General features: G+C 45.9%; 12 protein-coding genes. 10 read left to right on the top strand and 2 right to left on the bottom strand.

All coding sequences use genetic code 11. From position 1 onward, the window contains the following. Positions 1 to 10: 10 nt before the first annotated feature. The 3 genes from spoIIIAG to PPRES148_RS03415 all read left to right on the top strand — a co-directional run bounded on the left by spoIIIAG (position 11) and on the right by PPRES148_RS03415 (position 3,423). Positions 11 to 601, top strand: coding sequence for a stage III sporulation protein AG (gene spoIIIAG / locus PPRES148_RS03425; protein WP_187820514.1), 591 nt, complete (start codon positions 11 to 13; stop codon positions 599 to 601). Between the two features lie 107 nt (positions 602 to 708). Further along, positions 709 to 1,269 (top strand): SpoIIIAH-like family protein, encoded by a 561-nt coding sequence (locus tag PPRES148_RS03420; protein WP_187820513.1) that lies wholly within the window; start codon positions 709 to 711, stop codon positions 1,267 to 1,269. 1,956 nt (positions 1,270 to 3,225) lie between these two features. Beyond that, the gene (locus PPRES148_RS03415) at positions 3,226 to 3,423 is read left to right on the top strand and encodes a hypothetical protein (RefSeq protein WP_149453237.1); all 198 of its coding nucleotides are present in this window, start codon (positions 3,226 to 3,228) and stop codon (positions 3,421 to 3,423) included. On the opposite strand, the gene PPRES148_RS03410 is transcribed toward PPRES148_RS03415, so the two are convergent. Further along, positions 3,420 to 5,537, bottom strand: coding sequence for an IS256 family transposase (locus PPRES148_RS03410; protein WP_149453236.1), 2,118 nt, complete (start codon positions 5,535 to 5,537; stop codon positions 3,420 to 3,422). The genes PPRES148_RS03415 and PPRES148_RS03410 overlap by 4 nt on opposite strands. 1,066 nt (positions 5,538 to 6,603) lie before the next feature. Between PPRES148_RS03410 and PPRES148_RS03405 the strand changes: the two genes are divergently transcribed. Together PPRES148_RS03405 and PPRES148_RS03400 are read left to right on the top strand one after the other, a co-directional pair. Then, entirely contained in the window at positions 6,604 to 7,209 is a 606-nt protein-coding gene (locus PPRES148_RS03405) for a hypothetical protein (RefSeq protein WP_149453235.1), read from the top strand. Positions 7,210 to 7,736: 527 nt separating this feature from the next. Next, entirely contained in the window at positions 7,737 to 9,128 is a 1,392-nt protein-coding gene (locus PPRES148_RS03400) for a hypothetical protein (protein ID WP_149453234.1), read from the top strand. Between the two features lie 422 nt (positions 9,129 to 9,550). Here PPRES148_RS03400 and PPRES148_RS03395 read toward each other — a convergent pair whose 3' ends face one another. Further along, on the bottom strand, positions 9,551 to 9,859 hold the full coding sequence (locus PPRES148_RS03395) for a hypothetical protein (RefSeq protein WP_149453233.1): 309 nt from the start codon (positions 9,857 to 9,859) through the stop codon (positions 9,551 to 9,553). A 754-nt stretch (positions 9,860 to 10,613) separates the two neighbouring features. On the opposite strand from PPRES148_RS03395, the gene accB reads away from it, so the two are divergent. The 5 genes from accB to PPRES148_RS03370 are packed head-to-tail and all read left to right on the top strand — an operon-like array spanning position 10,614 to position 13,843. Then, the gene (accB, locus tag PPRES148_RS03390; RefSeq protein WP_246142949.1) at positions 10,614 to 11,231 is read left to right on the top strand and encodes an acetyl-CoA carboxylase biotin carboxyl carrier protein; all 618 of its coding nucleotides are present in this window, start codon (positions 10,614 to 10,616) and stop codon (positions 11,229 to 11,231) included. Between the two features lie 23 nt (positions 11,232 to 11,254). Beyond that, the gene (accC, locus tag PPRES148_RS03385; protein WP_149453232.1) at positions 11,255 to 12,613 is read left to right on the top strand and encodes an acetyl-CoA carboxylase biotin carboxylase subunit; all 1,359 of its coding nucleotides are present in this window, start codon (positions 11,255 to 11,257) and stop codon (positions 12,611 to 12,613) included. Then, a complete protein-coding gene (locus PPRES148_RS03380) occupies positions 12,594 to 13,004 on the top strand; it encodes an Asp23/Gls24 family envelope stress response protein (protein ID WP_149453231.1) in 411 nt (136 codons plus the stop codon). Before accC ends, PPRES148_RS03380 begins: the two co-directional genes overlap by 20 nt. A gap of 56 nt (positions 13,005 to 13,060) precedes the next feature. Beyond that, a complete protein-coding gene (gene amaP / locus PPRES148_RS03375; RefSeq protein ID WP_149453230.1) occupies positions 13,061 to 13,648 on the top strand; it encodes an alkaline shock response membrane anchor protein AmaP in 588 nt (195 codons plus the stop codon). Positions 13,649 to 13,651: 3 nt separating this feature from the next. Then, positions 13,652 to 13,843 carry a hypothetical protein gene (locus PPRES148_RS03370; protein ID WP_149453229.1) on the top strand — a complete coding sequence of 64 codons (192 nt, stop codon included), beginning with the start codon at positions 13,652 to 13,654 and terminating at the stop codon, positions 13,841 to 13,843. The last annotated feature ends 38 nt before the right edge of the window (positions 13,844 to 13,881 follow it).

Here is a 13,881-nt window from a genome sequence, read left to right as displayed (position 1 = left end):
GGAGACCAAGTTGACGGAGCGTTTGGGGGGAAGGGACCGACAGCGTCGTTTGGTTTGGCTTGTTTTACTGGGTTTGTTTGGAATAGGATTGTTGGTATTTTCTACTATAACCCATCGCAATACACAACCTGCACAGGAGGATCCTCCTTCGCCTCCTTTTCCAACCCATGGTCCGGCGTCCGATCATGGACTGGATCCGATGCTCTTATATGAGCAGCAATATGAACGGACACTGCGTGGGGTGTTGGGGAAGGTAGCTGGAGTAAGCGATGTGGAGATTGTTGTCAATTTGGATTCTACGGTCGAGGATGTGGTACAGGTGGATGTGCGGGATGCTGAACAGGTGACGACGGAACTAGATCAACGGGGAGGGAATCGTTCCATCACCCAGCACCATAAGGATAAGAAGACGGCTTATGTGAAGACCCGGGATGGGGAGCAACCTGTCATCATCAAACGAGTAAAGCCCAAGGTGCGAGGTGTTTTGGTGGTTGCTCGCGGTGTGGAGAGAGTGGCCGTTAGGGCCACCATCATCGAGGCGATCCAGCGTGCCCTGGAGGTTCCAGCCCATAGAATTGCGGTGTTACCCAAGGGTAATTGAGTATGGTTCATTTTGTTCGTTTTATGAATCATAGGCCAAGGGATTCTTCATGGGGAGATACTCTGGGTAGGATTGGAAAAATTCCTTCGAACGGGGGGATGTGTACTATGTCTATGCGTAAGCAAACCATGTGGCTGATCAGTATGCTGGCTATGATGGTAGTGTTGTCCGTTTATTATGTTGCCACAGGACCCACATCCTTGACGATATGGCCTAACTCTGAGCCTTCACAACAGGTGGATGGGGGGGATGAGGATGTATCGAATAGAAATGCAAAGGTACAGACCTTGTCACCCATGATGGGTGCAGTGAAGGAGGGGAGTGATTACTTCATTGGGCAACAATTGCAGCGGACCACGTTGCGGCAGCGTAAGACGGAGGAGGCAATGAAACAAATTGCTGATCCAAAGGCTACTAAGGAGCAGGTGGAATTGGCACAGCAGCAGGTGGAACAATTGGCGAAGTTGGATCGGCAGGAGAATTCCCTGGAGGAGGGGATTCGTAAGCAGGGCTTTTCCGATGCCTTGGTTTTACTTGGGGATCCACAGGTCAATATTATTGTTCAGAGTTCTGAACTTACGAAGGGGCAGGTAGTAAAGTTGATTCAATTGGCGGAGAAGCATTTGGGTGTTGACCCGGTTCATGTTTCCGTTACACATCGCGCGTAGGGTAATTTTGAGAAGCGTTTCTTCTTCCCTCTTTATTCCCTTGTACTGTGAAGTAGGGAATATGGGGTAGATAGGAATGCTTTTTTATATCGCGATTTGTGAATATAAAAAAGTATGCATAGGTGGATATGGTGTAAAAACGGTATCCCCCCGATGAGTATTGGATCTGAAAGTATGAATCGTACTGGTTGTTTCTATAGATCCTGGTCGCACCCCAAATGGGGTGTGTCACTCCCAAAGATTAGGTAATTTTGTATTTCTTGTATTTCCTGCGAATCTCTTCTTTTGGGTATTTTCCTAAAAAATAATAATATTAAATGATAATAAAAACAAAAATCAATGGTATGGTTCTATCATCTCTCCACATTCCTTTTTTCTGTTGTTCCCCACTATGCTTCCTCCATACGCAAGGTCCCATGGTTTGATGGGGGGCGCTTAGGGTTGGATGGCAACGAACTTCTTCTATGAAACGTCTGGTCTTCCCATTCAATTTTTCCGTGACGTTTGTTGTATGGGTGGTTGCACGGTTGTTTATATCGTGGCGAGGGTGAATTGTGATCTGTGATCAACTCCCTTCGAAAGATTTTTAGGGTCTGGGGTGCAGAAGAAACGGTGTTTATGGTAAATCGCCCCCCTGGACTCCCTATAGTCCATTTTCTGCTTAGGGTTCCCCCGAACTTTACTACTACGGATTTCTTCTAAGGAGGATCCCTATTCTGCAATGAGGAAACGATTCCATTCTTTTTTCCATTGCGTATGGTCATGTTGATGCGTAGGGGGGAGGACCAAAAAACGGATGGAAAGGGCGGAGCGGAGGGCACACAAGCATTTTGATCTAGAGGGGGGGATCCTTCGGAGGATACATTCTCCTGCGTGGCTGATTGTTGCTAGGTGCAGAGGGCCCAAGGGGAATACCAGTGGGATCCCTGTATAGTTAAGAAGCGAATGGGTCCATGGCATTGTGGTGCCGTAAATGGGGGGTTGGGGGACCAGCCCACCGGATCAATGTCCGAGAGGATCCATTGGGCCCTCCTCACAAAAAATTTTCTTTGATATCCTATGTGGGATGGATTATGATATCCAGTCAAAGGAAAGGGAATAATTGATTTTAATTTTTATATTTATAAAAAAACTATATTTCATTCATTCTAGTTCAAAGGGGATTTCCTTCGGGTACGGTAAGGCCCTCAGAAAATCTACGGAGAAGCTCTCCGAAGGGTTTACGCATGCGATTGGACCGTAGCCCATTTCGGTGGCTTTTCAGGTTCGATGTTTATTTCGTTCAAGATCTACATGAATATCATAGGGGGCGGCTAACGATAGGGGGGTGTATTTGTATTTAAATAAATTTTATTTAACATTTTAATAAATAATTATATTTTTTATTCATATTTATTATTTTTGTATATATGTAATATGAATTTATATGCAAGGAATGTCGTTTCTTCTGATCCTGTGGTTAGCGTAAGTGAACGCGGAAGACTTCACTATGAATAAGCAAAGTTTTGAATCGTAATGCTTATACACGTAGTAGGGAAGGGGGCTGTTTATACCCCTCTAAGTAGTACAACCAATACTGCGGGGAAGATTGAATGGGGGGATCAGCGTTTCACGAAAAAGGTTCCGTCTTTGTCCAATCTTTGGGTGCTCCTCATCCAACCGTGGGGTCTTGGATTCTAAAGTATAGTGGGAAACCACAGGAAAAGGCAAAGGGAAGGGAGGATCGGGACCGTGCAATTTCTTGTGGGGAATGCCCTATCTATGAATCTAGTCTCACCTTTTCGTAAAGCAATTGAGTAACATAATAACATTTTGTTATGACACTGTTCCTGTTTTGATATCCCAGGGGTATTTATCTTATATTTATAAGGTGTTTCCTTTAATCACTAATTTATTGTAAATTCAGAAAATAATGGGCTGGACAGACCGTTGCGAGATTTAGGGGTATAATGGATATTGAGATGGGCGGCGGATACCCAGTCTGATGCTGGAAGGATTGTACCACATAGGTTACCCCCAGAACTAGGCGGTGGGATTCTTGAGAAGGAATATGGTACCTCCGTTCCGTGGAAGAACTCGTCGGATGGAGGGAGTTTCCCGGGGAAAAACCATCGTGGCGCCTTAGACGGATTTTCCCCGAAAGGTGCTAGCTAGAAATCAAGGGTATGGACATCGTCCATACAACCCTGCCCTTGTTCCGTGCATAAGAGGGGATGAAAGTCATAAGCCGTGGTGGGAAGAGGTTCTCCGTTCGAAATTTCGGACTCGTAGTCAGCAGGGATCGAAAGAAGATCCTCGACAGGCAATGGGTTGGGGTTTTCTTTTTGTTTCCCCACCCAATAGAAAGCGGTAAGCATCAATTCCTTCATCGCTACCTCAAGACTAACGAATCCACCTTTTTTGCTATTCGTTCTCTCACGAAACAGAGCATTCAGCGATTCCGTGTAGTTCGTGGATAGTATATAGGGCAGAAGTATGGGGTTTTGGGTTATGGATGCCGCTTGCAAACTCAAGGAGATTTTTTTAGGACTGAGCCTTTCCCATGCTTCGCATGTCGCCTTATTTCCAAACCGATACTTCCCTGCACACTCGGACCACCGTTCTAGTGCCTGTCCCATATCCCCAGACCGTAAGACGTAAGAAGCGTCCTTAGCCATTTCCTTCTTCATACTTTTAGGAGCTGCATTCATGATGTTACGAATCGCGTGAACGTAACATCGTTGGTGAACCGTATGGTGAGGAAAATGCTTGCGTACAACTAAGGGAAAAGCCCTATGCCCATCTGTGGTAACGATACGTATATCGTTGACATTCAGGCCCCGTTCCTTTAGTTTCCCTATATGCTGATCATAGGATTCAACATTCTCATCAGGCGAGGGGGTGATCCCTATTATATCCCGCCTCCCCTCCGCCGTGATACCCGTGCTGACTGCGATCGCTTTCGAAACATAACGACCCTCCTCCCGAATGGGAACAAAGAGGGTATCCATACCTATGGCTGTATATACTGTCGTGCTCAGATCCCTTTCGAAATATTGTATAGCATCGTTGTAATAAGGTTGCAACCACTGCGAAAGCGTTTCCGGGGGCGTCCGAAGGTTGAATCCTTCCTCCAATAGTTTACTAATTTTTCGCAAGGAGAGGCCCGGAAGATAAAGACGATAAACGAAATCTTTGAGGGTATTCTTTGCACTCTGATAACGTGGTAACGAGTACGGTGAAAATTCCCATCTTGTCCTAGGAACCTCTAGATCTAGTTCCCCAAACAGTGTGCTATATCCGCGATGATAGACCCCATTCCCCTCATCCTGGGGATATTTCAGACAATGGAGGGTTCGATCTACACGCATGCGTAAGTTACATAGGTCCTCGACAACGGGTTTCCAATTCTTTGGGTCGGTTAGAGGGTCTATCTCTGGGATCCATGCGTTTTTTAACAATCCAATCAGCGCCCGCACCAAAATACTACCACCGTCGTGATGGAACATGAGGCTAGTAATATCGTCCAGGGGAAGGGAATCCTTCGTCTTTTCCTTGTGGTTCGATGGACAACACAATAATAGCAGTTTCTCAATCAGATGCCTAGATTCCTCCCACTCCTTGGGACCCCATGAGGTAATTCCCTCCTTGAGATCATCGAAAAAACGTTGAGCACGTAAGAACCGATCCCGAGTTTTTGGATCGTGCAATTGATGATATCCATCCCCTTCGGATCGTGCATTCCCCGGACCTTTATCTTTTCCGTCACGCAAAGTTATGGATGGAGAATCCTCGATCAGTGGGTTGTGTTCCGTTTCTTGGGGGGCAGGGGACGGATTCATACTATGTAATTTCCCAATCTCACCGGCTACCGCAGACCATTTTGTGTCCTTATTCCCTGCTGCCATTGCCGTTGCCTTGTTGGCTAGGGCCAGCTTCTCGTTTGCCATTGCCATTGTCTCGTTGGCTAGGGCCAGCTTCTCGTTTGCCATTGCCATTGTCTCGTTGGCTAGGGCCAGCTTCTCGTTTGCCATTGCCATTGTCTCGTTGGCTAGGGCCAGCTTTTCGTTTGCTATTGCCATTATGGTCCTATCGGTTAGAATCAGTTTCTCATCTATTAAGACATTATGGCTATGACAGAAGGGACACGTACTTTTCAGTGTTTTTCCACAATACGGGGAGTCCATGGACCGGTCGCCTATCTTCATCGAATTTCTAGCTATCCATGACTCTTCTTTTTGGATATTGATTTTTCCTGATAATGTTGTATTATGGGTGTGGATGCTCATGTTTTCCCTCCTCTGAGTTTATTGTTTGTTGATGATCAATATTCTATCAGAGGTAGGGGGCATGAGTCATCCCCTTTTTACATAATAACGCTTCATTCTTTTTCACTGCAGATCGTGCGATCGTGCCCTATTTGTTGATCAGATCGCTTTGTCCATGGTAATGGAACCTTGTTCCATCTTATCCGTAATGTTGACAACATTACGGATTTTTTGTTGTTTTTGTACGTACCATAAACAGGATGGATCTTACTACAACACAATGTTCGTCTTCCGCGCAAGGACCTAGTAAAAATTTTATAAAAATTCATATGAAATAAGATAAATACCCCTGGGATATCAAAACAGGAACAGTGTCATAACAAAATGTTATTATGTTACTCAATTGCTTTACGAAAAGGTGAGACTAGATTCATAGATAGGGCATTCCCCACAAGAAATTGCACGGTCCCGGAGGATCGATTATGCTATAATATTATTGATGATAATTGTGTGTATATATTTTATATTTTTTGTACTAATACCTCATAAGTATATAACGAAAGATTCTTAGGTTGATGCTGAAAAAGGACGGCATAGCGGACAATCCTACATAATTATAAAAAATTTTAAAATTTTTTAATTAGAGAAATCGAATTGTTTTATGAATTTTTACTTTTACCACTCATTATGAACAGGATTACTGGTTGGAAAATATCCCTAGGAACATTCCACAGCAGGGTAAGAAACTTGAAATCACCCAATCTTTGAAGGTGATACCCTATTATGGGATATAATCCTTTTGAAGGTGCAACGGGACCGTGCAACCCTTATTTTTTAAATACAATTGAATAAAGTAGTATTTTATACAGTGGTATACCAAATAAAATACTATTTACATAATATTATTTTTAATAAGGCGATTGTTTTGATAATATAAAGATGGTATATTGAATTCACCATTAGTGTTGATACTCATGGTGGATGTGGGTGTTACTCATTTATACGATACGATGAATTTATTTATATCCATTCTATAGGTTATTTTTCTGTTTATTCTCGTAATGAGATAAGGAGAGATATTATCATTATGAATAAGATGAAGATAGGTATCTTAGTGTGTAGCTCACTCATGATGAGCGCAGCGGGTTTAGTTTCTGTGGTTCCCAGTGGACCTGTGAGTGCAATTGCATCTTCAAGTTCAGTGATCACTGGCCCGAGTGAGGACGAAAATAAGACCTATACCTATTTACGGGGATCGTTGAGATTTTGGGGATCCTGGAAGCCATGGTGGGATCGGGCAAAAGGATACCACAGAGAGGTCGAGGGGTTTGAGGAGTATTTTCGTAATATAAAATATGCTAGGGATAATGTGCTTAGCCATGCGGATAATGACAATAGTGATGCTTCAATGGTAACGAAAGGGAATTTAACACTCCTTCGTGAGGCCGTTGATCAGGGTGATTCATCCAAATCAATACATCAAATTGTTATTAGGTTGGAAGGTATAAAGGACGATTTGGAAAAGATATATTCGGATATGTATTCTTATTGGGCTGTAAGCGAGGGTCAAACCGACTATGTGAAGAGAGAAATTGAATATACAAGTCGGATCTTAGACGAATACAAGAGTCTTGATGGACAAAGAGGATACCTTACGAGGATTGCCAACAGAGGACGGGGAATCGTGTGGTGATCTAAGAATGGGGCTCGAAATCATATGGGCATTTACGATGGACACGTAGTGTGGTTGCCTATGGCCTCTACTATCTTATAGTAATTCTTATGGTTATGATGCGATGGTTGTATGTGATCAGTTCTTGTTCCAATTCTGGTATTTATAAGGGATGGGAATGGGGGGATTACCGTTCGGTATACAGTTTGGAAGGACGTGAAATCCGGACTTTTCCCCCGTTGTTTTACATCCCTTTCTTGTGTCCTTTTGGGCCTTGGTTTCCGATTTCGTTTTTGGAATCATTACACAAGAGGGATCTATCTTAATCTTGATCTTCTATATAATTCCCTATACATTTTTTAAATTATAATTTAATATTCATGGGGATAGGAGTAATTAAAAAGAGGTTGGTGTTTATGTTATTTATTGTTAAATACTAAAATAATAAATTTTTACATTTTTATATATAGTATATTTTACAATAATAAATTAAATATTATATGAAATAAGTATTGAAATTATTGTATTACGAAAGGGAGGTATACAGAATGGTCCCGACGAATCACAAGAGGATAAGGGCAGGAATTATAACGGTTGGTGTATCTGCCATCCTGTCGACAGGACTGATACAGGGCATGTCCATCCAAGCCTTGTCCCCGGATGAGGTGAAACAATACGATAACGAATATAGTAGCAAGGGGGAGGAGTTGGATCGTGCTAAGCAAGCCCTGTGGGAATTCACAAATCGTGGGGGGATCGGTACCAGAAATATTGAGGATATGGAGGATAAATGGAATCTTCTTAAGAAGGAGTCGCCTTGGGTGGATAGAGCAATAGCAAAGCTAAAAGAGAATGGAGTTGATGCATTGGATCCATCCGGGCCCAAGACCGTTTTAAAGAAATACGAAGATCTCAAGCGGGGACTGGATGATGTTACCAAGGGAGCAGAGGATCTCTTCAGAAATGGCCCCGATTTTGTCAATACCCCGGGTTCACGCACAGAATCGGGCTCCGATTTTGTCAATACCCCGGGTTCACGCACAGAATCGGGCCCATATCCAGGACCGGGCCCATATCCACCAGGACCGGGCCCATATCCAGGACCGGGTCTACATCCGCACCCAGATGGTCCAGGTCCCCATCCTTTTGATCCCGATGTCAACGACAAGGGGGCTTATGTGAAAAATAAAAACGTTTTCCACAATGGCGGGGATGCGACTGTAAATCATAACAATTTTCAAAATGGTGGGGACGCGATTGTAAATCATAACAATGCCCCTGTTGTAAACAACATCGTAAATAATAATATTTTTCCGATTGGTGAAGGGAAAATTATCTCCCCCCATTTTCGTTTGGAAGATCCAAGAGAATTCTCTTCTTTCCTTAGGTCCAATCCGGGCCTGGCGGAGATAGTCAATAGCGATAGGGGGGGGGAATCTTGTACTACCGTAAAGGTGAATACGGGTAATGAAAGAGTGAATGTCAGGGTTTGTCCCCATGGTGAGGATAGGGTTAGCCGATTTGAGTCGATCATTCGACAATTGGGGGATCGGAAGCTCTTGGATGATGTGGGTGTTAATGTTAAGGTCAACGTAAATACGGGGCAAACAGGCGAAATGATACCCCAAGGTGGAATGCCTCTCCAGGGTGGGATGCCCCTCCAGGGTGGGATGCCCCCTCAGGGTGGGATGCCTCGGGGTGAGATGCCGCCGCCCCAGGGTGGACAACCACCCGAGGATGGACCCAAGGATTCTCCCCCTCACGGTGGTCCTCCCCCTCACGGTGGTCCTCCTCCCCACGGTGGTCCTCCTAACTTGGCAGATACCGCTACCGATTTTGGAGATCATATTGTTGCGAGTTTCGGGATAGCGGCTATCGGTTCTGTTCTGTTGTTCCTCCGTCGTCGTAGGGAAATCAGCAGAGGAGACGAAAAATTGTAAGGGTAACGGATGGCAGGATGAATATGATTTTGTTTATAAGTTACGGTTATATTTATTATGAAAGATCCTCTATTTTATAAAAGAACCGGAAACGCCATGGAGCCATGTGAAAGGAGTCGGCAGACAAGGATACGTGTCTGCCGAAAACATGGGTTGACGTACCCCTGTTGTCTGCGTGTCCAGTATATATAAAAACAATACTTTTAAATAATACTGGTAGTAAAGAGATCAAACAGGTTGATAGTTATGTTCAGGTATCAATTTACGTAAAAAAGGATAAAGAATAAATTTTTTTCTATAATTGGGCAAGCAGGATCAGTGCTCTAGACCTACGTCTGGGATGGGGTCGGGGGACCCAACCATCCCAGACGGCCCTCCTACTGAACGCAATCCTAGTCAACACCGATCCAATCATTTGCAACTCACATACTGGACAAGTGCACTCCCAACATTCGCAATACCGTCCAGAATACCCCATCTAGAACGGGGGGTCTAGAACGAGAGGAAGGTGTGAACGTAGGATCGTTTGGAATGTATCCTGGATTCCCCTTGGAATGTACCCCGGATTCCTGCCCTGGGACGGAATCCGGCTGTAGGACATTTTCCTTGTTCCCCATTGTCCCATACGCTATGTTTACGCTGTCCCCTGTATGTGCCTGTCCTATACCACCCGACACCAGGAACCCCGATAGGGACAACGAGCATGCAATCAAAGACATACCCTTCCTCATTGCACTACCTCCCATTGTACATTCTTACCTTATAGCGACTGTAGAACGGGGACGGGGCAACCCGCTGGACAACCCTTGGCTTCTGATAAAAATTCTGATTTATGTCATTATTAAGAAAATAATAGGGGGATCAGAACCCCAGAAAGGGGCCGACCCCAACCAACACGTTTCCTTGGACGTAGGTAGGGGTCAAGGAAATTTCGGGATCCTGCGTCGTCCCTTTGAAGTCCCCCTACACACACAATGATCTACAAACGTAGGATTGGATAACGATCACTGACGGGAAGATGGTACTATGTCCATCGCAATTTTGTCAAGCGAGTTGTGTCCGAACACATACGTATATTCTTCGGGGGGCGGTTGATCCCGTAAAATTTAAAATATACATAAAATAAGGAATATACTAAATTATAGCTTCCCGTGAATTTTACCTTTGGTGGGTAATTCTTGGGCCGTGTAAAAAACCCCAAATCACCTAATTTTTGAAGGTGACAACGTATTGGGGATGCAATTCAAATGGTTCGTACTATCTATCTATGCTTTTGATCCTACATCCATTATGGGGAAGTATTCGCGTTTGTATACCCAATTGGACAATATAAAATTTTTTATAATTAAATATTTTAATTATTTTCAAAAATATCCTAATGAGTTGGACATTACTTTTTGCAGTAGGACCCCATAGCAAAAATAATATGATTTGCATAGGTACGGTGGGATAGAGGCGGGCTGTTTTTCCTGTGGGGTATCTGTGATGATAGAGGCTGGTGAACGGAGGCAGATTGGCAAAAAATGTTGGATTCCCTGTGCTGGAATGGCTACAATGAGGTATAGAGGAAGTTGCCGCAGGCCATTTTGGGATGGAGAGGGGATAGCCTGCATGGTCCTGACGTTGGACGAGATTTTACAATTGATGGAGTCAATGAACCGTACGGATATTGTTACATTGGAAGTGGGAAAGGGCGATTTTCATCTGAAATTACAGAAACCCCTTGCGGTTGTAGAATCAGCCACATTGAACAAAACGATGGTTACAGATTCAGTTCATCCCCCACCAACAGGGCCGGTGGTTTCCGGTTCCCCTTCCGTGGGTCCAGAAGGGGGGGGAGCTGGGGACATGAACGACGATAGTGTACATCACATCGTAGCCCCCATGGTAGGTACCTTCTATGTAGCTCCCTCGCCTGGGGCAGAACCCTACGTGCGCGAGGGTGATGAGGTGGAGACCACGACGGTAGTTTGCATCGTGGAGGCAATGAAGCTGATGAACGAAATTGAAGCGGAGGTCAAGGGAACGGTTGTGGAGGTCCTGGCAGGGGATGGGCAACTGGTAGAATATGGTCAACCGCTTTTTCTCGTGCGCAAGCATTGAAAGAGGTGGGGGGAGAAACGGGAGTGCAAAAAGTGTTGGTGGCCAACCGCGGGGAGATCGCCGTGCGTATTCTACGTACATGTCGGGAGATGGGCCTGGCCACTGTGGCTGTGTATTCAGAGGCTGATCGTGACGCTTTGCATGTTACTTTGGCGGATGAGGCCTACTGCATAGGGCCAGCGGCGGCAGTGGCTAGTTACCTGAACATGACCAATTTGATGAGTGTGGCGACGTTAGTTGGTGCCGATGCGATTCATCCCGGTTATGGATTTTTGGCAGAAAATGCTGATTTCGCTGAACTATGCAATGCCTGTGGCATTAGCTTCATTGGCCCCAGCCCGGAGGCGATTTCCACCATGGGTGATAAGCAGAAGGCGCGCGAGATTGTGGTGCGGGCGGATGTACCAGTTTTACCGGGTGGTATTTTGGAGGGGTCCGCGGAGGAGATGCAGGCTTCTGCCGATGCAGTTGGTTACCCTCTGTTGGTCAAGGCCATAGCGGGTGGCGGAGGACGTGGTATGAGAGCAGTGGAGCATCCAGGGGAATTGTTGAGGGTGATTCAGATTGCTCAGCAAGAGGCGAGAAATTGTTTTGGTTCCTCGGAGGTTTATCTGGAGAAATTGTTGTGTCGGCCGCGGCACATAGAAATTCAGATTTTTTCCGATCGATATGGGAACATCATCCATTTGGGAGAGAGGGAATGTTCCATCCAGCGTCGTTATCAAAAGTTGATTGAGGAGGCGCCCTCCCCGGTTCTTACGGCCGCCCTGCGGGAATCGATGGGACAGGCCGCTCTACGGGCTGCCCGGTCCATTGATTATGTAGGAGCGGGAACGGTGGAGTTTCTCCTGGCCCCAGACGGGAATTTCTACTTTATGGAGATGAATACGCGCATTCAGGTGGAACATCCTGTGACGGAAATGATTACGGGTTTGGATTTGGTTCAATTGCAATTGCTGGTCTCCCGTGGTGAGAGATTACCCATTCGGCAAGAGGATGTGCTCCTCTCCGGTTGCGCCGTGGAATGTAGGATCAACGCTGAGGATCCGGAACACGACTTTCGTCCCTCCTCTGGTACGATCGATTTCTACTTACCACCCGGGGGTGTAGGTGTTCGGGTGGATAGTGCCTGTTATCCAGGTTGTCGCATTTCCCCTTTTTATGATTCATTGCTTGCCAAGGTGATAACATGGGGTAGTGATCGTCGGGAAGCTTGTAAGAGGATGGAACGTGCTCTAAGGGAATTTGCGGTGGAGGGTATAAGTACTACCATTCCTTTCCATTTACGATTGTTGGCAGAGCCCCGTTTTAGCGCGGGGGATATCCACGTACAGTTCCTACAGGAAGAGGGGGGAGTGCAACATGGACGGGAAAGAACCTAAGGGGTTACTAGGGGAGCAATCGGGTGTTCCTATGGTTTCCGCCGAAACCTACGGGAAGATTGAGATCGCGCCTGAGGTAATCCAAACGATTGCTGTTCTATCAGTTACTCAGGTAGAGGGAGTTCACTCGCTGGCGGGTAGCGAGATGTCGGCGGCTCATTGGTTTGGAAGAAGGGGAGCCAACCGGGGTGTGAAGGTGATTCTCGCCGATGGCGGGACCAATGAGACGGTCATTGAAGTATCGCTCATTGCAACGAAAGGGCATCAAATTCCCACGATCGGCCGCCGTGTGCAGGAGCAAGTGAAGAAAACGGTAGAATCTATGACAGGTACCACAGTGGACAGTGTTCACGTACGTATCGATGGTATTAGACCCGCAGAAAAAACTTGAGCGAAACTTGGACGGAGGGTAATTACCTGGGAAGGGCAGCAAAGGGGATTGGACAAATGGAGCACGTTAGGGTTGTAAGGCAGCGATTGATGGGGTTTGTGTGGGGTATGGTGTTTGTTTTACTGGCCATTCCTTGGTTTTTCTCTGCCTGGTTGTTAGCGGCACGTTGGGATTTTTTGCTTCAATGGCTGGGGGATGCAAGGTTCCATACACAAACGGTTGCGGCCTTGGCGTGCCTTGGTGTGGCAGCCTTTGTGGCGGCCCTCTGCTATTGGACCTTCCATTTTTCGGGTAGGCGTGGTGGCCTTTGTGTGCAGCGTTCGACCGAAATGGGTAATGTGCAAATTTCCTTGACAGTCATTGAAAGCCTTACCCTGCGAGCCGCACGACGTGTACGTGGTGTTCACAACGTAACGGCCTATGTTTTCCTACCCGTGAGGGGCGATGAGCTTGCACTGTGTGTAAATTTGTGGGTAACGGTGGATGGTGAACGTAGTTTGCCTGAACTGACAGGGGAGCTACAACGTGTAGTCAAAGAGCGCATCGAGCAAATTGCGGGGGTAGATGTGGCACGAATTGGCGTAGACGTTGTCAAAACCGCGGTTGTTGAACGTGGTTCCATGCGTGTTGATCGAACGGGGTGACGGATGATGTTGGAGCGAAGGACCTTGGAATGGTTATGGGCACGTTATGGTGGTGTGATCCTAGGGTTGGGAATAGGGTTAGTATTGGGTATAGTTTATCTCATCGTGGGTGCGGAGCGTACTCTCTGGTTTGCATTGTTGGTAGGTTCTTGTGGATTGATTGGTTTTTTTCTTCGATGGAACAGGAAGAGGTAAATGATGGCAGGAAGCGCTAGGACGACGGTTTCGGCGGC

The organism is Pasteuria penetrans (assembly GCF_900538055.1).
GTDB classification, from domain to species: domain Bacteria; phylum Bacillota; class Bacilli; order Thermoactinomycetales; family Thermoactinomycetaceae; genus Pasteuria; species Pasteuria penetrans.
Note: the sequence above shows the minus strand (reverse complement) of the source record. Positions and strands in the feature narration are given on the sequence as shown.

Bases quoted from the DNA above. Each gene is read 5' to 3' on its own strand.
- PPRES148_RS03420 (WP_187820513.1), top strand. From the start codon at position 709: ATGTCTATGCGTAAGCAAACCATGTGGCTGATCAGTATGCTGGCTATG.
- PPRES148_RS03410 (WP_149453236.1), bottom strand. From the start codon at position 5,537: ATGAGCATCCACACCCATAATACAACATTATCAGGAAAAATCAATATC.
- PPRES148_RS03405 (WP_149453235.1), top strand. From the start codon at position 6,604: ATGAATAAGATGAAGATAGGTATCTTAGTGTGTAGCTCACTCATGATG.
- PPRES148_RS03400 (WP_149453234.1), top strand. From the start codon at position 7,737: ATGGTCCCGACGAATCACAAGAGGATAAGGGCAGGAATTATAACGGTT.
- PPRES148_RS03395 (WP_149453233.1), bottom strand. From the start codon at position 9,859: ATGAGGAAGGGTATGTCTTTGATTGCATGCTCGTTGTCCCTATCGGGG.
- accB (WP_246142949.1), top strand. From the start codon at position 10,614: ATGATAGAGGCTGGTGAACGGAGGCAGATTGGCAAAAAATGTTGGATT.
- PPRES148_RS03380 (WP_149453231.1), top strand. From the start codon at position 12,594: ATGGACGGGAAAGAACCTAAGGGGTTACTAGGGGAGCAATCGGGTGTT.
- amaP (WP_149453230.1), top strand. From the start codon at position 13,061: ATGGAGCACGTTAGGGTTGTAAGGCAGCGATTGATGGGGTTTGTGTGG.
- PPRES148_RS03370 (WP_149453229.1), top strand. From the start codon at position 13,652: ATGATGTTGGAGCGAAGGACCTTGGAATGGTTATGGGCACGTTATGGT.